We start from the raw sequence: 18,580 nt of genomic DNA, 5'->3' as shown, positions 1-18,580 counted from the left end.
AACCTAGCCGAGCAGCGACCACACCGCCCCGGCAACGGAGGCATCGGTCGCGCCGATTCCGGTCAGGTCGGCGACCGAGCGCTGGTCGCGGTGCTGGCCTCGCAGCACCGCCCCGATGGGCCGGTCCGCCTGCGGGGCAACGACCCCGGCGCGGACGGCGTGGCCGAAGTCGCCGTGGTCCAGGCACTGGTCGTGGTCGTCGGTGACGACGATCCGGCCGGCGAACAGCTCCGGCGGCAGCTCACCCTTGCCGGGCATGTCGGTGCCGATGCCGGTGACGTGCACAGCGTCACGGAAGGCGTTGAGCGGCAACGGATCGGGCGACGCTGTTGTCGTGACAACGCAGGCCGCGCCGGTCTGGTAGCCGGGGCGGGCGTCGAGCCCTTCGGCTCGGAGCTGTTGACACAACAACACTTCAGCCTCGGGTCGACGGCCCCAGACGTGCACCAGCCGGATCTTGCGCAGCTTGGCCAGCCAGGTCATCTGGAGCCGGGCCTGCTCGCCGGTGCCCATCACCGCGACCTCGTCGACGTCTTGTGGCGTCAGGGCGTCGGTGACCAGCGCCCCGGCGGCGGCCGTCCGCCAGGCGGTCAGCAGGCCGTTGTCGGCGATGAACGCGGTTGGCTCACCGGTGGTGGCCGACAGCAGCAGCATCGAGCCGTTGTTCCGGCCGCCGAAGGAACTCGCCGTCTTCACCACGAAGTGCGGCTGGCCCACAACATGACCAGCTTTGACGTGGCAGTCGCCACCGGCGAAGTCGAGCGCCATCGGCGGCGGCACGACGGTGTTGCCTTCGGCGTGTGCGACCAAGGCCGCCTTCACGGCGTCGAAGACCAGCTCGGGCGGGACGGCCCGGAGATCGTCGATGACCTTCACCGCCTGGCCAGCCAGTCGTCCCAGCGGGCCAGCGCCTCCTCGGGTCCGGTCCGCCCGACGCCGACCCGGAACCGGTCGGTCGGCGTGGCGGTCAGCTCCGAGCGGTAGATGCTGGACGGCAGCAGCAGCACACCCACGTCCTGCACGAGATCGGCGCACATCGCCTCGACGCCGTCGGCACCCAGGTAGCGGGGGAAGCACACGCAGCCGCCCTGCGGCCGTTCCCAGACGAACAGGTCGGGCCGGCGGACGAAGAACTCCTCGAACAGCGGGATGTTCGCCTTGATGATCTCCCGATTGCGGTGCAGCAGCCGGTCTCGTGCCCGCAGGCCGATCAGCGCCAGCACCTCGCTCGGCGCGGAGTTGCAGATCGACGTGTAGTGCTTGGCCCGCTCCAGCCGGTCCAGCAGATCCCGGTCGCGGCCGGCGATCCAGCCGATCCGCAGGCCGGGCAGCCCGTAGGCCTTGGACATCACGTTCAGCGACAACGCGGTGGGGGAGAGGTCCGCGGCCTGGGGCAGCGACGGCCGGTCCAGTTCGAGCCCGCGGTACACCTCGTCGCTGAACAGCGTGATGCCCCGCGCCGCGCACAGGTCGACCAGCCGCCGCCACGACTCGACGTCCGGCACCGCGCCGGTCGGGTTGTTCGGGAAGTTCACCGAGACCAGCCGGGTGTTCGGCCGCAGCGCCGCCTCGACGGCGTCCACGTCCAGCGCCCAGCCGTCGTCCTCCCGTAGCGCGACGCCGGTGACTTCGCACAGCGCCAGCGGAATCGTCTCCGCCGCCTGGTAGTTCGGCGTGAGCACGACGGCGTGGTCGGCCGGCGTCAGCAGCACCTGCATGGCCAGGTAGATGGCCTCCTCGGCGCCGGCGAAGCACAGCACGTCCTCGGGCGCGATGTGGTCATAGGTGGCGGCGATCTCCTCGCGCAACGCCGGCAGGCCACGGGTTTCCGTGTAGCCGAGGGCCAGCGTCTCCCAGCGGCGGCGGCCGTCCTCGTCGGCCATGGCCAGCAGTTCGGCCATCGGCACTGTCTGGGCGTCCGACGCCGTCAGGTGGTACCGGGCGGTGAACTCCCAGGCGGAGAAGTAGGTTTCCAGCCGGAAGTCAGGCAGGGTCGGCATCGCCGGGCTCCTTGCGGGTCAGCGCGAGCAGTTGGTAGACGGCCGAGCGGGAGACCCCCATCGCCCGCGCCACGGTCGGCACGGCCCGCCGCTGGGCGAAGACGCCGGCGGAATCCAGCTGGGCCACCAGCTCCTGGCGGTCCGATTTGGACAGTCCGTCCAGCGTGGTTCCCCGGTCCCGCACGAAGTTCGCGACCGTCTCGTTGAGCTGCTCGGTCCAGTCGCGGGCGAACAGCGCCGCCGGCTGCTCGGTGACCGGTGCGGCGAAGGCCGCCAGGACACGGGCCGCGGCGTCGAACGCGGACCGGTCCACGTTCACGCACAGCACCGCCTCCGGGCGGCCTTCACTGTCGCGGATCACCGCGCTGACACTGGAAAGTCGCCGCCCGTCGGGCAGCGACTTGGGGTACGGGCCGTAGACGTCCGCGCCGACCGGCGTGAGCTCGTCGAGCTCACCCAGCAGCGACGGATCGCCCACGGTCCGCCGGGACAGCGGGTTCCAGACGGCCAGCACCGAGTCTGTGGCCGGGTCGTGCAGCACCACCTCGGCGTGCGGTGAGAGCAGGCGGGCGATCGCCTCGCACACCGGGGCCAGCCGGTCGACCATCGGGGACACGCTGTGGACAGTACATCCACCGTGGACACAGTGTCCAATCTTCTGGGTCCAACGGTGGATGTAAGGGGAGTGTCAGCCCTCGATCTGCACCGGGGCGCCCGCGGTCACCGCGATCTTGCGGGACTGGGCCTTCTCCACCACCGGCACCCGCAGGGTGAGCACACCCGCGTCGTAGCTGGCCTGGATGCCGTCGCGGTCCAGCGTCTCACCGAGGTAGACGCGCCGGGCGAACGTCCCGGTCGGCCGCTCGGCCACCTGCCAACGGGCCTCGTCGTCCTTGGCCGCCGGCCGCTCGGCCTTGACGGTCAACACGTTGCGCTCCACGTTGACGTCGATCGACTCCGGGCTGACACCCGGCAGGTCGAACGTGACGACGAACTCGTCACCCTTGCGGAACGCGTCCATCGGGATGGCCGCGGCGCGCACCCGGGTGGCGCCCGCACCGAACATCAGCCGCTCCAGCTCGCGGAACGGATCCGTGCGCACCAACATCGCGCACCGCCCCTCTCTCGGGTCTCCTGGCGGCCCCTTGCCGCCAACACCCTTGACAACGGTCGACTCAAGCTTTTGATTCCCGATCGGATCAGAAATTTTGGGCCGATGGTTGTCGAGGGGCTGACCTGCGGGTATGCGTCGCGGCGGTCGCCCGGACCGGGACGACCGCTGCGGTGAAGGGGTGGGGCTACCCCGCCGGATGCTGTTTAGCGCACGTGTCGAACTTGTCCTGGTCCGCGGCCAGCTCCTTGGTGTCCGCGTCGACCAGCGCCGTGACCTGGTCCTCGTCCTGCTGCGCGGCCTTGAGGTCGGCGTCCGCGGCCGCGACCTTGGCCTTCGCGTCGGCGGTCTCCTTGTCGATCCGGGCCTGGGTGGCGGCGTCCGGGCCGCCGGCCAGCCTGGCCATCGCCAACTCGGTCTGCGCGTTCGACACGGCCGCGCTCGCCTCGGCGGCCTGGAGCTGGAGCCGCGCCGTCTTGAGCTTGGCCGCCAGTGCCTCGGCGTCGGCCAGCTTCTTCCGGTCCTTCATGTGGTCCAGCGTGGCCTGCTCCTCGGCGCATGGGGCGGCCGTGAACGCCGGCGGGGCACACGCCGTCGTCACCACGGCACCACCGAGCAGCACAGCAAGCAGCGTCAACCGCATCAGGATCTCCCCCCTGAAACACCGTCAACGGGGCACTCTACGGATATCGGACGCTCAGAAGTCCCAGCGGGTCGCCCCGTACGGTTCGGCGCAGGCCACGCCGAAGGCCGTCCTCAGGGTGAGGCGGTACAGGTGCCAGGGCGCGGGGCCGGCGCTCGGCGCCATGAACGGGGCGTTGAAGCCGCCGTTCTCCACCGTGGCCGGCCAGCCGCCGCTGCGGTAGACGGCGGCGATCCGCTCCAGGGTGTCGGGGTCGTCCACCCGGTGGGCGTCGCCCTCCAGCACCAGGTCGATACCCCGCAGGCGCACCGACACGCTGCACGCCGGGTTGGCGGCGAGGTTGCGGGACCGGCGCGTGCCGGGGCCGCCGACGAACCACAGGGCGTCATCCACCCAGATCGCCCCCACGCCGGCCGAGTGCGGCCGTCCGTCGGGCCGCACGGTGGCGACGAAAAACGTCAGGTCGGCGGTGGGGGTGTCGGTGGCCAGCAGGTCGCGGGGACGGCTCCACGGCAGCTCCGCGTGGCCGTCCTGGTCGAGGTTGCGGGTCGAGATCGGCTCGTTCGTCATACCTGTGCGTCGAACGAGCCGACCCCGAATCGACATCCGCTACGACTGGATCTCTATGTGGCGGCCGCCCATGATCACCGCCCGGATGGCGCGGGTGTTGGCGATGTCGTCCAGCGGGTTGGCGTCGAGCAGCAGCAGGTCGGCGGCCATGCCGGGAGCGATCGCGCCGAAGCGTTCGGCGACGCCGAGGAAGCGGGCCGGTGCGGAGGTGGCGGCGCGCAGGGCGTCCAGCGGCGACAGCCCGGCCCGCACCAGGAGCCCCAACTCGTCGTGCAGGCTGTGCCCGGGCACGAAGGTGTCGGTGCCGGCGAGCAGCGGCACACCGGCCTGGTGCAGCTCCCGCACCAGGTGCAGGCTGTGCCGGAACACCGCCTGCTCACGCTCCTTGGCCGCGGCGTCCGGGGACCACGAGCCGGCCCAGGCGGGCCGCAGCGCTGGCTCGATGTCCGGCAGGTACGGCGTGAGCTGGAACTCCGGCGTGCCGATGGTGGCCTTGGCGTGCAGGACGGCCAGCGTCGGCACGTGCCAGGTGTCGTGCCTGAGGAAGACCCGGCACAGCGAGGCCAGCCGCGCCGGGTCGTGGGTCATGGCCGCCACGTGGTTCAGCTCCGACAGCCGGGCGAACATGCCAGCCGGATCACGGACGTCCAATGTGGACAGACCGGCGCGGATCTCCGTCTCGGCCGTGGAAGTGCCCAGCGCCAGCCCGTCCAGGTGCTCGATGCTGCGCTGCCCGGACGCCGCCGCCGTGGCGATCGACACCGCCCAGGGGACGTGCCCGGCGAAGGGAACCCCCGTCGCGGCGATGGCGGCGTACGCCTCGGGCGGCAGCTGCGCGTACACCTTGAGGAACTCCGCCCCGTCCGCCACGCACTGAGCCACCGCCGCCGTGGCCTCGTCGGCGCTGGTCAGAGCGATCGACCCCGGCCGGCTCGGCCGCGGCCCGTCCAGGATGCGGCTGGCGAACACCATCCGCGGCACCAGCCAGTCCCCGCCCCGCAACCGGGCCTGCCACGCCAAATGCACCGGTGCGCCACCCATGTGCCGAATGCCGGTCACACCGCGGGCCAGGAACTTCGGCAGCGTCGACTCGTCGAAGGTGTGCACGTGCATGTCCCACAACCCCGGCAGCGCCACCAGCCCCTCGCCGGCCAGCACCTCCGCTTCGGCCTCAACCGAGGCCCCGACCGCCGCGATCCGGCCGTCCCGCAACAGAATGTCCTGGTGAGTGTGCACCGAACCGTCCGCCGGATCGAGCACGGTCACGTCGGTGACGCGCAGCGGAGCACCGGCCCGGAATCCGGCCAGTTCGGGAATCGCATGAGAACCTGTCATGCCCCTCCAGAATAACATGGGTGTACCTACCTCCACCCCGAACGGGCAGGCAGGTGCATACCGCCGCCGGCTCCGGGGAAATAGCTTTGTGCCATGGCAATCGCATCCGTGACCAAGACCCAGCGCCCGGCCGATCCCCGCAAAGCGGTGGTGATCAACCTTGGTGTCAACCTCATTGCCCCGTTGGCCCTGTTCTACGGCTTGCGCGCCGCGGGCATGGACCAGTGGCTGGCCCTGATGCTCGGCGGTGTCCCGCCCACAGTGCACGCCCTGTACACGGCGATCGCCCGGCGGCGGCTGGACGGGCTGGCCCTGTTCACGCTGACGATCCTGATTGGCAGCATGGCGACCTCGTTCGTGCTGGGCAGCCCCCGGTTCCTGCTGGCCAAGGACGGCTGGATGACCGCGGTGGCCGGCGCGTGGATCCTGATCACGCTGTGCCGGACGCCGTTCCTGCACCAGTTCGTGCAGTCGCTGACCACCGGTGACGTCCACACGCGGCTGGCGGCCTGCTGGCGTGACTCGCCGAGCTACCGGCACGCGATGCGGGTCGCGACGGCGATGTGGGGCGTTGGGCTGGTGCTCGACGCCGGAGTGCGGGTCGTGCTGGCGTACTCGCTGCCGGTGGACCAGGTGCCGCTGATCAGCACCCTGCAGTACGTCGCGGTGTACGCGGTGCTGGAGATCGGCTCGCGCCTCTACCTGCGGCGCAAGTCGCTCAAGGACAAGGTGTTCGCCGAGTCGGGCCAGATGATGATGGGTGGGAAGAAGTGATGGCGGAAGTCGTGTTGGTGACCGGCGGCGCGAGCGGCATCGGGGCCGCGGTGGCCCGGCGGTTCGCCCGCCAGGGGGCCAAGGTGGTGATCGCCGACGTGAACCTGGCCGGCGACGCGGTCGCGGCGGAGATCGGGGGCCTGTTCGTGCCGACCGACGTCTCGCGGCTGGCGGAGAACGAGGCCGCCGTCGCGGCGGCCCGGGAAGCCTTCGGGCGGTTGGACATCGTGCACCTCAACGCCGGCACGGGCAACGGCGGCACGGAGCTCGACCTGGACAAGTACCGGCGGATCATGGCCGTGAACGTGGACGGCACGATGTTCGGCATCAAGGCGGCCGTGCAGGGTGGGGCCCGGTCGATCGTGGTCACGGCCAGCCTGGCCGGCATCTCGCCGACCCCGTTCGACCCGGTCTACGCGGCCAGCAAGCACGCGATCATCGGTCTGGTGCGGTCCCTGACCATTCCGGACGTGACGCTCAACGCCGTGTGCCCCGGCTTCATCGACACGCCGATGATCGCCGGGGCCCGGGAAATACTGCGCGAACACGGCCTGGCCGTCGCCGATCCGGACGAGGTGGCCGTGGCGGTGGAGCAGGCCGTGCGGGGCGGGCAGACCAACCAGGCCTGGGAGGTCCAGGCCGGTCGCCCGCCGGCCGTCGTTGAGTTCCCGACCGTGGAACTCAGCCGGGTCTAGCCTGCACAGAATCTCCACACAACCTCCGCCACGCCAACGGGAACCGTCGCTAGCTTGGCCGTCATGGGGGGACGACTCGCGCTGCTCGTCGCGCTGGGCATCGACAACTTCGGCTCCGGGCTGTTCCTGCCGCTGTCGGTGCTGTACGGGATCCAGGTGGTCGGCCTGCCGGTCGAGCTGGCCGGTTCGGTGGTCACGGCCGGCAAGTTGGTGGGGATCGCGGCGCCGTTGCTGGCCGGGCGACTGGTGGACCGGTTCGGCCCGCGGCAGGTGGTGATCGCCGCGCAGGTGGTGCAGGCGGCGGGAGTGGCGGTCTACCTGGTCGCCGGCGACGCGGCACTGGTGTTCGTGGCGTCGGCGCTGTTGGCGGCGGGCCAGCAGGCGTTCTACAGCTCGGTGTTCGCGCTGATCGCCGACACGACCCGGCACAACGCCAAGGACACGTCGTTCGCCCTGGTCGGAGCGGTGCGAGGGGTCTGCTTCGGCCTGGGCGGCCTGGTGGTCGCCGGCCTGACCACCTTCGGTTCGGTCGGCTACCAGGTCGCGGTGGCGGCGGACGGGGTCACTTTCCTCGCCGCCGCCGCGGTGTTGGCGGCCTTCCTGCCCGTCCCGCACATTCGGCCGGAAGTCGACTCGCCACCGGTGAGCGTGCTGCGCAACCGCCCTTACCTGGTGCTGATCGTGGTGGTGGCGTGCGGCGCGTTGGTGCTGGACCTCTTCCTGGACGGCATCGCGGTGTACGTGACCGAGGTGCTGCACGGGCCGGCGTGGGTGGCCGGGGCCATGATCACCACGCTGACCGTCAGCGGCTTCGTGCTCGGCACGGTTGTCGTGCGGTGGACCCGGACCTGGTGGCGTACCAAGGCAATGCGGGTCGGCTACGGCATCTCCGTCGTCTGGGCGGCGGCCAGCCTCGCGGCCGTGTTCGTGCCGGCGTCGTGGCTCCCGGCGTATCTGCTGGCCACCATGGTGTTGCTGTCGGCAGGCACGCTGATCGGCAACCGTGCCAACGCTTTGTCCGAGGCAGCCGCGCCGCGGGCGACCCGTGGCCGTTACCTGGCGGCTTTCCAGTACGCCTTCACTTCAGCTGGCATCGCCGCCCCGGGCGTGGTGGCGCTGTTCGCGTTCGGACCTTGGCTGCCGTGGCTGGTCGCGGCCACGGCAGCCACCATCGCCGCTGCGGCAATCCCTTACCTGGAGCGGAATCTGCCCCAGGACGCGGTGCGCGGCGACTACGGCAGGATCGCGTCCACGTAGCCGCCGTCCACCCGCAGCGCGCCGCCGGTCGTCGCCGAGGACAGCGGGGAAGCCAGGTACACCACCATGTTGGCGATCTCCTCCGGCTCGATCAGCCGCTGCAGCAACGACTGCGGCCGGTACTTCAGCATGAACTCGCGCTGCGCCTGGTCCCACGGCAGGGACTTGTCCACCAGCTCGTAGACGAAGTCCTCGACGCCGCCGGTGTGGGTGGGGCCGGCGATCACCGAGTTGACCGTCACGCCGGTGCCGGCGGCGTGCTTGGCGAAACCGCGCGACACCGCCAGCAGCGAGGTCTTGGACATGCCGTAGTGGATCATCTCGGCCGGCGTGACGATGGCCGAGTCGCTGGCGATGTACTGGATCCGGCCCCAGCCCCGCTCGGTCATGCCCGGCAGGTAGGCCCGGGTCAGCCGGACCGCCGACAGCACGTTGACCTCGAAGTAGCGCCGCCACTCGTCGTCGGTGATCTCCAGCGGCGCCTGCGAGCCGAAGATGCCCAGGTTGTTCACCAGCACGTCCACACTCGGCACGACGTCCAGCACCTGCCGAGTGCCGTCCTCGGTGGACACGTCGCCGGGCGCGGCGATGAACTCGCCGTCGCCCAACGACTTGATGGCGGCGGCCACGCCGTCGGCCTTGCGCCCGTTGACGGCGACGGTGGCGCCGGCCCGGGCCAGCCCGGCGGCGATGGCCTGGCCGATGCCCTGGGTGGAGCCGGTGACGAGGGCGACCTTGCCGGTCAGGTCGAGTCGCATGGGGGAGGATCTCCTGTTCTCGGGGTTTCCAGCTTGGTCGACGCCGGTCTGGTCGGCGACTCGGATCAGGCCAGGGACAGCTTGGCCGCGGCGGCGGTGGCCACCGCGTGGTCCTGGGTCGGGGCGCCGCCGCCGACGCCGATCGCGCCGACCAGCACGCCGTCGCGGTGCAGCGGCACGCCGCCGGCGATGAACAGCAGCGGTCGGTCCAGGGCGGTGGGCAGGCTGTGGAACGGGCCGTCAGGCTTGACCGCGTCGGCCACGTCGGCGGTCGCCGCGTCCAGCTGGACCGAGGTGTAGGCCTTGCGGGTGCTGGTCTCGCCGGAGATCAGCAGCGCGTCCTGGTCGCGCACGAAGCCCAGCAGGTGGCCGCCGCGGTCGAGCACGGTGACGCTGACCTTGATGCCGGTCCGCTCCGCCTCGGCGGTGGCGGCGTCCAGCAGGTCGCGCAGCTCGGCGTTGCTCAGGTCGGCGGGGTGGTGGGCCATGATGCTCCTCTGTCATTCCTTGCTCGGTACGGAAGCCAGCGTACACAATAGTTGCATACGCCGTCTAACCGCGTCGGTAATCTAGTTGCGGTGAGCTGTGCCACCGGTAGCGTGAGCACGCATGGGGGAGTCGGTGCCGGTGCTCTGGCTGTGCGGTCCGTCCGGGGTGGGCAAGACCGCGGTCGCGTGGGAGATCCACCAGCGGATCGCCGATTCGGCCTATGTGGACATCGACCAGCTGGGGATGTGTTACCCGGCAACGGATTCCGACCCGCATCGGCACGCGTTGAAGGCCCGCAACCTCGACGCCGTGGTCGCCGGCCACCGCGAGGCCGGCGCCAGTTGCGTGGTGGTGTCCGGCGTCGTCGACCCGCGGACGGGCCCGCCGGTCTCGCCGGTGTTGACCGTGGTCCGGCTGCGAGCCGACCGGGACGAACTGCGGCGGCGGTTCGAGGAGCGTGAGGGGGCAGCTCCGACAGCGGAGGTGCTACGCGAGGCCGACGCGTTGGATGCCAGCGACTTCGCCGCCTTGTGCGTGGACACCACCGGAGTCGCCGTCACGGCCGTCGCCGACGAGGTGCTCAAGGCGACCGGCTGGCCGCGCCGGCCCCGGGTGCTGTGGCTGTGCGGCGTCACCGGAGTGGGCAAGTCCGCAGTGGGATTCGCGGTGTACCAACGGTTGTTGAGCGCCGGCAGCACCGCCGCCTACGTCGACCTGGACCAGATCGGCGACGACCACCGGATGCGGTCCCGTACGCTGGCCACCCTGTGGCGGAACTTCCGCGCCGTCGGGGCGCAGGCCATGGTCGTGGTCGGCCCGATCCACGACGCGTCGACTCTTTCCTTGTACGCCGGCGAACTCGGCCCGGTGGATCTTCGGCTGGTCCGGCTGCACGCCGGTGTGGACGAGCTGACCGCGCGGATCCTCCGGCGCGGCCGTGGCGAGAGCTGGGCCCAGCCCGGTGATCCACTGCTCGGCCGCCCGGAGTCGGAGCTGCGGGCCGTGGCCGCCGCGGCGGCCGTCGAGTCGAAGACTTTGACGCTGGGCCAACGAATCGACACCGACGGCCGTACCGTCGACGAACTCGCCGACGCCCTCGTCGCTGCTCCGTGAACGGCGACGCTGACACGAGCGTCGCCTCGCAGCCTTGACCGCCTGAGGGGCCAGATGAATGGCCCCTTTTTGCCGACCGCAACCCGCCTACATTAAGGAGGGCGGAATAGGGCGATAAGCCCCTCCGGGCAGCATCCCGCATGTTGTGAGGTGTATCAGATCATGCGAACGGGGGAGTGTCGCGCACGGGAGCCCGGAATTCGGCATGGCAGATGTGGCCTCTGGTGCACGAGCAACGACAAGGAGTGATGATGGTGCGCAATCGTGTCGGACCCATGACCTTGTTTATCGCTGTGGTCCTCACCATGCTTTTCTCAACCCTCGGCGCGCCGGCGGCGACGGCGCAGGCAGCCCAGACGTATCGGAATTTGGCGACGGGTTTCTGCTTGGACAGCAACGCCGCCAAGAAGGTCTACACGCACGACTGCAACGGCGGCTCCTATCAGAAGTGGCAGGTGTCGGGTAAGGGTACGGTAACTCTTCGGAATTTGGCGACGGGATTCTGTCTGGACAGCAATGCCGCTAAGGAGGTTTACGCGCACGACTGCAACGGCGGCTCCTATCAGAAGTGGCAGGTGTCGCATGGTGGTACGGTGACTTTCCGGAATTTGGCGACGGGATTCTGTCTGGACAGTAACGCCGCCAAGAAGGTCTACACGCACGACTGCAATGGCGGCTCCTATCAGAAGTGGCAGTAGGAGTCGGATGTACGTGGTCGACTTGCCCGCCGGTGACCCCCGACAGCACAGTGTCGGGGGTCACCGGCGTGTGTATCGGGTTGTGGACGGTCACGCGGCGCGCGTGTGGCCGAACCTAGGCCTCGGTGAGGGTCCGGTCGGCCAGGCGGAGGCGGCGGGTGATGCCGATGTCGGCCAGGAACCGCTCGTCGTGGCTGACCACCACGAACGCTCCCCGGTAGGCGTCCAGCGCGCCGGTGAGCTGTTCGACGCTGGCCAGGTCGAGGTTGTTGGTGGGCTCGTCGAGCAGCAGCAGGTGCGGGGCCGGCTCGGCGCACAGCACGCACAGCAGGGTGGCCCGCAGGCGCTCGCCGCCGGACAGCACCCGGATCGGCAGTTGGGATCGTTCGGCGCGGAACAGGAAGCGCGCCAACAGGTTCATCATGTCGGAGGTGGGCAGAGCCGGCGCGAACGCCCGCAGGTTGTCGGCGGTGGACAGATCAGGATCCAGCAGGTCCAGCCGCTGTGACAGGTAGGCCACGCGGCCGTCGGCCCGGCTGAGCACGCCGTGCTCGGGCTCCTCCAGCCCGGCGGTGATGCGCAGCAGCGTCGACTTGCCAACGCCATTGGCCCCCAGCAAGGCAATCCGCTCCGGGCCGCGGATCGCCAGTGTCACGCCGTCGTCGGCGAACAGGTCACGCACCCGCAACTGGTTGCCGTGGAACAGCATTCGGCCGGTCGGCACGGTGGTGTCGGGCAGCGACAGCGAGATCGTCTTGTCGTCCCGCAGCGCCCGCTCGGCCTCGTCCAGCCGGGCCTTGGCGCTCTCGACCCGCTGGCCGTGCATGTCGTTGGCCCTGCCGGCGGCCGACTGCGCCTTCTGTTTGATCAGGCCCAGCGCGATGCGGGGGATGTCGCTACCCGACCGTGCCCCGGTGCTGGCCCGCCGGGCCGCTCGCTCCCGGGCCTGCTGCATCTCCCGCTTCTCCCGCTTGAGCTCCTGCTCGGCGTTGCGGATGTTCTTCTCCGCCGTCTCTCGTGCAGCCTGCACGGCGGCTTCGTAGTCGGCGAAGCTCCCGCCGTACAGGGTGATCTCGCCGTGGTCCAGCTCGGCCACCCGGTCGGCCAGGTCCAGCAGCTCCCGGTCGTGGCTGACCAGCAGCAGGGTGCCCTTCCAATCCCTGAGCACGGCGTGCAGCCGCAGCCGGGCATCCCGGTCGAGGTTGTTGGTGGGCTCGTCGAGCAGCAGCACGTCCGGCCGCTTGAGCAGCTGCGCGGCCAGCCCGATGGAGATCACCTGGCCGCCGCTGAGCGTGCCGACCCGGCGGTCCAGCGCGACGTCGCCCAGGCCGAGCCGGTCCAGCTCGGCGCGGGCGCGTTCCTCGACGTCCCAGTCGTTTCCGACGATCGTGAAGTTGTCCTCGCTGGCGTCGCCGGCCTCGATCGCCCTGAGGGCCTGCACGATCGGGGCGATCTCCAGCACCTCGGCGACCGTCGGCTCGCCGGTCAGCGGCAGCGCCTGCGGCAGGTAGCCGAGCACGCCGTCCACCGTGACGGAACCCGACCGCGGCGTGAGCTCGCCGGCGATCAGCTTGAGCAGCGTGCTCTTGCCGGCGCCGTTGGGCGCGACCAGGGCGGTCCGGCCGGCGCCCACGGTGAACGACAAGGCGTCGAACACCGGGGTGCCGTCCGGCCAGGAGAAGGACAGAGCGGAACAGACGAGCTTCGGCATGAGGGGATCTCCACCGCGAAACGGGCACACGTCAGGCCCGTGAGACGAACAGGTGCGAGGGCACGACCGGACGCGGTGTCACCCGGACACCGTTGTCGTGGGGCCGGTATCAGCCCTCGATGTCGTCCTCAGCCACCATGCGGTGATTACTCCCTGTGCTCTGGAGCTGCCAGCGTATCAGCTCGGCTGCCAGCCCAGCGCCGGCCCGAGGCGGGTCGCCATGTCGGTCAGGATCTGCACGTAGTCCTCGTGCCGGAAGGTGAACGGCAGCGCGAACGCCACCTCCTCGACCTCGCGGAACGCGGCGTTGGCGTGCAGCTGCTCGGCGATCTGCGCCGAGGTGCCGACGATGTCCCGGGCGAACAGCAGCCCGCGCGGACCGAACGGCTTGCCGAAGCGGGTCGCCCGCCTGGCCGCGTACTCCTCGTAGCGGGCGCGCTGGTCGGCGGTGGCGCTGTCGGTCGGGATGACCACGAAGCCGTGCGAGACGCGGCCCTGCGGGCGGTGCTCGCGGTAGGTCCGGATCAGACCCAGCTGGATCTCGTCGAAGTCGGTGCTGGTCCCGGTGGCCGCCACCACGTTGCTGGTCAGGAAGTTCATGCCGTTCTCGCCGGCCCATTGGGCCGAGCGACCGCTGCCGCCGCCGTACCACATGCGGTTGATCAGGTCCGGCGAGTGCGGCTGGACCCGGGCCGAGAACTCCTCGATGCCCTCCTCGCCGCTGAACGTCGACACCTTCTCGCCGCGCACCGCGGCCAGCAGGCGCTGGACCCGCTGGTAGCTGAAGTCCTCGACGTCCTGGGTGTCCGGGTAGAGCGCGTCCTTGACGTCGTCGTAGTGCATCGGCGGGCCGACGCTGATCCCCGGGTTGAGCCGGCCGCCGCTGAGCACGTCCACCGTGGCCAGGTCCTCGGCCAGCCGCAGCGGGTTCTCCCAGCCCAGCGGGATCACCGCCGTGCCCAGCTGGATCCGGCTGGTCCGCTGGGTGGCCGCGGCCAGCAGCGCGACCGGGGAGGAGATGCCGAACTGGAGGTGGCGGTGGCGCACCCAGGCGCTGCTGAAGCCGAGTTGCTCGCCCAGCTGGATGATCTCCAGCGTGGACTCGTGGCCCGGCCGGGGGTCGGCCTCGTCGAACAGGCCGATGGTCAGGAATCCGAGCTTGCGCAGCGGCACGGTGGTCCTCCTTCGCTTCCTGACCCCATTCTGCCGGAAAAAGTTGAACGTTCAGCGATCTCCCACGATGCGGGCGTGCAGGTGCATGTCGTGCCACCCGTCCGCGTGCTTCGCCTCACTGCGCTTCGTGCCCTCCAGGCCGTAGCCCGCCGCCGTCGCCACCCGGCAGGACGGCTCGTTGGCCGTGGAGTGCAGCACCTCGATCCGGTGCAGTCCCAGCGTGCCGAACGACCACTCCGTGAGGGCTTGCAGGGCTCGGCTCGCGGTCCTGCGCCCCCGGGCGTGGGGCAGCACCCAGTACGACACCTCCGCCCGCCCGTCCTGGAGGTCGATCAGGCGGAGGCTGATCTGCCCAGCCATCTTGTCCCCGTCCACGACCGCCCAGCCGGCCCCGGTCTCCGCTGACCAGCGCCGCGGCCAGTTCGCGATCCACGTGCTGGCCTCGTCATCGGTCATCGACCGGGCATGCCAGCGCTGGATCGCCGGGTCCGCGTACGCCGTCGTCACCGCCTCGCGGTCCCCCGGCTGCCACAGGCGCAGCCTCAGGTCGTTCGCGTGGATCTCCGGCTGTTCCCGGTCGGCCATGGTGCCCGGCGGCAACGCGGGCGCGGCAAGTGATGGCACGGCCTCGACGCTACCGACCGAACCCGAACGTGGTGAAGGGGTCCTTCATGACGTTGAACGTCAGGGAAGTTCCCTTGATCTTGGGCGGGGCCTCGGGATGGGTCTGGCGGCCCACGTAAAGGGTGGTGCCGGTGAAGTCGGCCAGATCGACGGAGACACACACGACCTCACACGATATCGGTCGCTTGACCTTCACCCTGGGGACAGCCGCAGAGTCGGGACAACCGGGCGCCGACCGCCCGGGACGAGGGAGACGACCATGGAACTGCTGACCATCGGCGCGTTCGCGCGGCTGGCCCGCCTCTCGCCCAAGGCCCTGCGGCTCTACGACGAACTCCGGCTGCTGCCGCCCGCGCACGTCGATCCGGACACCGGCTACCGCTGGTACTCCCCGGATCAGCTCGCGCCGGCCCGGCTGGTCGCGTGGCTGCGCCAGCTGGACATGCCCCTGGCCCGGATCAGGCGGGTCCTCGACCTGCCACCTCCGGACCGGGCGGTGGAGCTGGCTTCGTACTGGGACGAGCGGGAACAGGGCCATCGGGCGCAGCGGGAACTGGTCGCCTTCCTCATCAACCAGTTGACGGGAAAGGAAACCGCCATGTACGAGGTGTCCGTCCGCGAGCTGCCGGCCCGCGCGCTGCTGACCGTCACCGAGCAGCTGACCGCCGACCAGATCGGAGAGTTCGCCACGCCGCTGTTCAAGCTGTTCGGCGGCCCGACCGTGCCACGGCCGGAGGGCGTCGCCGGACTGCCTTTCCTTCGGTACCACGGCGAAGTGAGCAACGACAGTGACGGGCCGGTGGAGTTCTGCTGCCCGGTCGACGAATCCGACATCGCCGAGGTCGCCGAGCGCTTCCCGGACATGACGGCGAGCGCCGACCGGGCGGGCCGGGAGGCGTACGTCAGCGTGCCCAAGGCGGACATGATGACCGCGCTGGGATTCGAGTCGCTGCACCAGTGGCTGCTCAACCACAACGAGCAGGCCGACTGGCTGCCCCGGCAGACCTTCCTGCTCGACCCGACGACGGCCGGTGACGCCGACGTCGTCTTCGAGCTGGCGGTCCGCCTGAGCTGAGCAGTCCTGGCCGACACCGGGTCAGACGGTGTCGGCCAGGGCCTGCTCGACGTCGGCGATCAGGGCCTCGGCGTCCTCGATGCCGCAGGACAGGCGGATCATGCCGTCGTCGATGCGGGCGGCGGCGCGCTCGGCCGGGCCGAGGGAGAAGTGCGAGGAGTTGAACGGGGTGCTGACCAGGGTCTCGACGCCGCCGAGGCTGGTGGCTTCGGACGCCACGGTCAGCCGCCGCATGACGGCGAGGGCCCGGGAATCGCCGCCGCGCGCGGTGAAGGCGACCATGGCACCACGTCGGCCGGGGCGCATGATGCGGTCAGCGATCTCGCCGCCGGGGTAGCGGACGGCGACGACCTCGGGGTGGGCGGCGAGCCGGGCGGCCAGCTGCGACGCGGTGGCGCAGGAGCGTTCGAGCCGCAGGTCGAAGGTCTGGATCCCGCGCCAAACAAGGAAAGCGGCGTGCGGATCGAGGCAACCGCCGAAGGTGATCATCCGCTTCTGCACCTCGGTCACGGTGTCGGCGTCGCCGAGCACGACCCCGGCGATCACGTCGGAGTGGCCGCTGAGGAACTTGGTGGCCGAGTGCACGACGACGTCGGCCCCGTGGCGCAACGGGTTCACCGTGTACGGGGTGGCGAAGGTGTTGTCCACCACCAGCTTCGCGCCGGCGGCGTGCGTGAGTTGGGCCAGGGCGGCGAGATCGGTGAGGTCCAGCTGCGGGTTGGACAGGGTCTCGGCGTACACGATGGCGGTCGGGGCACCGGCGATGGCCTCGGCCCAGGCGTCGAGATCGGTGGCGTCGACCATGGTGACGTCGAAGCCCAGCGCCGGCAGGTCCCGCACGAGCAGGTCCCGGGTGTCGCCGTACACCTGCCGGGCGGCGACGACGCGGCCCGGCAACAACGTCAACAGGGTGGTGGCGATGGCCGCCATGCCGGACGACGTCATCAGCCCGGCCTCGGCTCCTTCCAGCGCGGCGATCTCGGCGGCCGCGGCGTCCACGGTCGGGTTGGCGAACCGGCTGTACCAGTGTTCCCGCAGCCCACCCTCCTGAATGTCCTTGTACGCCAAGTCATCCAGGTAGAACGTGGCGGACTGGTAGATCGGCGGCACCACCGGTCGGGTGCGGGCGAGGTAGCCGGCGGCCTTCGCGGGCCTGGAGTCGGTCATACGGCCGACATTACGGGCCATGAAGGCGGACTTGGTGGCGTTGCCAGCGTAGAAACCCCAGCTTTGCCGTGGATAATCCGGCCATGGACGCCATCGACCGGACTATCCTCGGCGAGCTCATCCGCGACGGCCGGGTGAGCTACCGCGACCTCGCGGCCCGGGTCAGCCTGAGCCCCACCGCCACCGCCGAGCGGGTGCGCCGCCTCGTCGAGGCCGGCGTGATCGACGGCTTCCACGCCGAGATCAACCTGGCCGCCCTGGGCCGGCCCCTCCAGGCCTTCATCGACGTCCGCCTGAGCCCGGGCGTCGACCACGGCGAGCTCGAAGCCGGCCTGCTCGGCCTGCCGGCGGTGCTGTCCGGCACCCACGTCACCGGCCGCTGGGACTACACCCTCACCGTCGCCTGTCGCGACGTGGCCGAACTCGACGAACTGGTCATGGCCCTGCCGCGCGGCCACGGCGTCATCGAATCCAACACCCGCCTGCGGCTACGTGAACTCACCGGTTCAGGTGTCGAAGCTCTCTGCGCGCTGGTGGCGCCGAAATGATTTGGTAAGACATGCGGCCCACCCCCGGGGCTACATTCGCGTCATGGATCGACGCCATTTCACCAAGCTCCTGGCCACGGGAACTGTGGCACTCGGCGCAATGACCACCGGAACCGCGTCGGCGACGCCGCGCGCGACCGGCAACGTGGTCCTCGTGCACGGCGCCTACGCCGACGGTTCCTGCTGGGGTCAGGTGATTCCGATCCTCCAGGCCGCCGGCGTCACGGTGACGTCCGTGCAGAACCCGCTGACCTCCCTGGACGACGACGTCGCCTGCACAAAAAGGGCACTGGACCAGCAAACCGGCCCGACGGTGCTGGTTGGGCACTCCTACGGCGGCGCGGTCATCACCCAGGCCGGCGACCACCCGCTGGTCAGCTCCCTGGTCTACCTGTCGGCCCGCGCGCCGATGGAGGGGGAGGACTACGCGGCGCTCGCCGGACAGTTCCCGACGCCGCCCGCGAATGCGGGGATCGTTTATCACAACGGTTTCGGCGGACTGACCGAAGAGGCATTCCTGAACGATTTCGCGAACGGAGTCCCGCGCGCCAGGGCCCGTGCCCTGTACGCGGCTCAGGGACGAATCGCCCAGACGTTGTTCGCCGGCCGGACCACCGTCGCCGCGTGGCGGACAAAGCCGAGCCGGTACCTCGTCACGACCGCCGACCGCACCACTTCGCCGGAATTGCAGCGCTTTGTCGCGAAGCGGATGAACGCCGTCGTGAGCGAGTTGCCCACCGGGCACCTGTCGTTCGCGGTGCGGCCCGACGCCGTGGCCCGGCTCATCCTGGCCGCCGTGAGCGGCGGGAAGGCCGCGATCAGCCTTCCCGCCGGGTGAC

At 70.4% G+C, this 18,580-nt stretch carries 22 protein-coding genes; 8 read left to right on the top strand and 14 right to left on the bottom strand.

Annotation, left to right across the window (positions count from 1 at the left end; translation table 11 throughout):
• Window positions 1-3: 3 nt before the first annotated feature.
• From JJ691_RS25020 to JJ691_RS24990, 7 genes are all read right to left on the bottom strand, one after another.
• A complete protein-coding gene (locus tag JJ691_RS25020; RefSeq protein WP_211771139.1) occupies window positions 4-876 on the bottom strand; it encodes an ornithine cyclodeaminase family protein in 873 nt (290 codons plus the stop codon).
• Window positions 873-2,000, bottom strand: a complete 1,128-nt coding sequence (locus JJ691_RS25015) for an aminotransferase class I/II-fold pyridoxal phosphate-dependent enzyme (RefSeq protein WP_211771138.1) — start codon at window positions 1,998-2,000, stop codon at window positions 873-875. Before JJ691_RS25015 ends, JJ691_RS25020 begins: the two co-directional genes overlap by 4 nt.
• On the bottom strand, window positions 1,984-2,607 hold the full coding sequence (locus JJ691_RS25010; protein WP_211771693.1) for a helix-turn-helix transcriptional regulator: 624 nt from the start codon (window positions 2,605-2,607) through the stop codon (window positions 1,984-1,986). The genes JJ691_RS25015 and JJ691_RS25010 overlap by 17 nt, the downstream gene beginning before the upstream one ends.
• 81 nt (window positions 2,608-2,688) lie before the next feature.
• Entirely contained in the window at window positions 2,689-3,108 is a 420-nt protein-coding gene (locus JJ691_RS25005) for an Hsp20/alpha crystallin family protein (RefSeq protein ID WP_211771137.1), read from the bottom strand.
• Between the two features lie 190 nt (window positions 3,109-3,298).
• Window positions 3,299-3,754, bottom strand: a complete 456-nt coding sequence (locus JJ691_RS25000) for a hypothetical protein (protein WP_211771136.1) — start codon at window positions 3,752-3,754, stop codon at window positions 3,299-3,301.
• Between the two features lie 54 nt (window positions 3,755-3,808).
• The gene (locus tag JJ691_RS24995; protein ID WP_211771135.1) at window positions 3,809-4,324 is read right to left on the bottom strand and encodes a pyridoxamine 5'-phosphate oxidase family protein; all 516 of its coding nucleotides are present in this window, start codon (window positions 4,322-4,324) and stop codon (window positions 3,809-3,811) included.
• A gap of 39 nt (window positions 4,325-4,363) precedes the next feature.
• Window positions 4,364-5,659, bottom strand: coding sequence for an amidohydrolase family protein (locus tag JJ691_RS24990; RefSeq protein ID WP_249228163.1), 1,296 nt, complete (start codon window positions 5,657-5,659; stop codon window positions 4,364-4,366).
• Between the two features lie 93 nt (window positions 5,660-5,752).
• Here JJ691_RS24990 and JJ691_RS24985 point away from each other — a divergent pair, with 93 nt between their 5' ends.
• The 3 genes from JJ691_RS24985 to JJ691_RS24975 all read left to right on the top strand — a co-directional run bounded on the left by JJ691_RS24985 (window position 5,753) and on the right by JJ691_RS24975 (window position 8,385).
• Window positions 5,753-6,433, top strand: a complete 681-nt coding sequence (locus JJ691_RS24985; RefSeq protein ID WP_211771134.1) for a VC0807 family protein — start codon at window positions 5,753-5,755, stop codon at window positions 6,431-6,433.
• The gene (locus JJ691_RS24980) at window positions 6,433-7,128 is read left to right on the top strand and encodes an SDR family NAD(P)-dependent oxidoreductase (RefSeq protein WP_211771133.1); all 696 of its coding nucleotides are present in this window, start codon (window positions 6,433-6,435) and stop codon (window positions 7,126-7,128) included. Before JJ691_RS24985 ends, JJ691_RS24980 begins: the two co-directional genes overlap by 1 nt.
• Before the next feature lie 63 nt (window positions 7,129-7,191).
• Window positions 7,192-8,385 carry an MFS transporter gene (locus JJ691_RS24975; protein ID WP_211771132.1) on the top strand — a complete coding sequence of 398 codons (1,194 nt, stop codon included), beginning with the start codon at window positions 7,192-7,194 and terminating at the stop codon, window positions 8,383-8,385.
• On the opposite strand, the gene JJ691_RS24970 is transcribed toward JJ691_RS24975, so the two are convergent.
• On the bottom strand, window positions 8,361-9,143 hold the full coding sequence (locus JJ691_RS24970; RefSeq protein ID WP_211771131.1) for an SDR family NAD(P)-dependent oxidoreductase: 783 nt from the start codon (window positions 9,141-9,143) through the stop codon (window positions 8,361-8,363). The two genes, JJ691_RS24975 and JJ691_RS24970, sit on opposite strands and share 25 nt — an antisense overlap.
• Window positions 9,144-9,208: 65 nt before the next feature.
• Entirely contained in the window at window positions 9,209-9,631 is a 423-nt protein-coding gene (locus JJ691_RS24965) for a GlcG/HbpS family heme-binding protein (RefSeq protein ID WP_211771130.1), read from the bottom strand.
• 121 nt (window positions 9,632-9,752) lie between these two features.
• On the opposite strand from JJ691_RS24965, the gene JJ691_RS24960 reads away from it, so the two are divergent.
• On the top strand, window positions 9,753-10,745 hold the full coding sequence (locus JJ691_RS24960) for an AAA family ATPase (RefSeq protein ID WP_211771129.1): 993 nt from the start codon (window positions 9,753-9,755) through the stop codon (window positions 10,743-10,745).
• 251 nt (window positions 10,746-10,996) lie between these two features.
• On the top strand, window positions 10,997-11,443 hold the full coding sequence (locus tag JJ691_RS24955) for an RICIN domain-containing protein (RefSeq protein ID WP_211771128.1): 447 nt from the start codon (window positions 10,997-10,999) through the stop codon (window positions 11,441-11,443).
• A gap of 115 nt (window positions 11,444-11,558) precedes the next feature.
• Here JJ691_RS24955 and JJ691_RS24950 read toward each other — a convergent pair whose 3' ends face one another.
• The 4 genes from JJ691_RS24950 to JJ691_RS24935 all read right to left on the bottom strand — a co-directional run bounded on the left by JJ691_RS24950 (window position 11,559) and on the right by JJ691_RS24935 (window position 15,114).
• Window positions 11,559-13,154, bottom strand: coding sequence for an ABC-F family ATP-binding cassette domain-containing protein (locus JJ691_RS24950; RefSeq protein WP_211771127.1), 1,596 nt, complete (start codon window positions 13,152-13,154; stop codon window positions 11,559-11,561).
• Window positions 13,155-13,331: 177 nt separating this feature from the next.
• Entirely contained in the window at window positions 13,332-14,327 is a 996-nt protein-coding gene (locus JJ691_RS24945; protein ID WP_211771126.1) for an LLM class flavin-dependent oxidoreductase, read from the bottom strand.
• Window positions 14,328-14,378: 51 nt separating this feature from the next.
• On the bottom strand, window positions 14,379-14,951 hold the full coding sequence (locus JJ691_RS24940; protein WP_249228162.1) for a GNAT family N-acetyltransferase: 573 nt from the start codon (window positions 14,949-14,951) through the stop codon (window positions 14,379-14,381).
• A gap of 10 nt (window positions 14,952-14,961) precedes the next feature.
• Window positions 14,962-15,114 carry a hypothetical protein gene (locus JJ691_RS24935; RefSeq protein ID WP_211771125.1) on the bottom strand — a complete coding sequence of 51 codons (153 nt, stop codon included), beginning with the start codon at window positions 15,112-15,114 and terminating at the stop codon, window positions 14,962-14,964.
• A gap of 96 nt (window positions 15,115-15,210) precedes the next feature.
• On the opposite strand from JJ691_RS24935, the gene JJ691_RS24930 reads away from it, so the two are divergent.
• Window positions 15,211-16,026 (top strand): MerR family transcriptional regulator, encoded by an 816-nt coding sequence (locus tag JJ691_RS24930; RefSeq protein ID WP_211771124.1) that lies wholly within the window; start codon window positions 15,211-15,213, stop codon window positions 16,024-16,026.
• A 21-nt stretch (window positions 16,027-16,047) separates the two neighbouring features.
• On the opposite strand, the gene JJ691_RS24925 is transcribed toward JJ691_RS24930, so the two are convergent.
• Complete coding sequence (locus JJ691_RS24925; protein WP_211771123.1) at window positions 16,048-17,193, bottom strand: trans-sulfuration enzyme family protein; 1,146 nt, start codon at window positions 17,191-17,193, stop codon at window positions 16,048-16,050.
• An 83-nt stretch (window positions 17,194-17,276) separates the two neighbouring features.
• On the opposite strand from JJ691_RS24925, the gene JJ691_RS24920 reads away from it, so the two are divergent.
• The gene (locus JJ691_RS24920) at window positions 17,277-17,741 is read left to right on the top strand and encodes an Lrp/AsnC family transcriptional regulator (RefSeq protein WP_211771122.1); all 465 of its coding nucleotides are present in this window, start codon (window positions 17,277-17,279) and stop codon (window positions 17,739-17,741) included.
• Complete coding sequence (locus tag JJ691_RS24915) at window positions 17,686-18,579, top strand: alpha/beta fold hydrolase (RefSeq protein ID WP_211771121.1); 894 nt, start codon at window positions 17,686-17,688, stop codon at window positions 18,577-18,579. The genes JJ691_RS24920 and JJ691_RS24915 overlap by 56 nt, the downstream gene beginning before the upstream one ends.
• Window position 18,580: the final 1 nt, after the last annotated feature.

The sequence above is a fragment of the Kutzneria sp. CA-103260 genome (genome assembly GCF_018263855.1).
Taxonomy (GTDB): domain Bacteria; phylum Actinomycetota; class Actinomycetes; order Mycobacteriales; family Pseudonocardiaceae; genus Kutzneria.
Note: the sequence above shows the minus strand (reverse complement) of the source record. Positions and strands in the feature narration are given on the sequence as shown.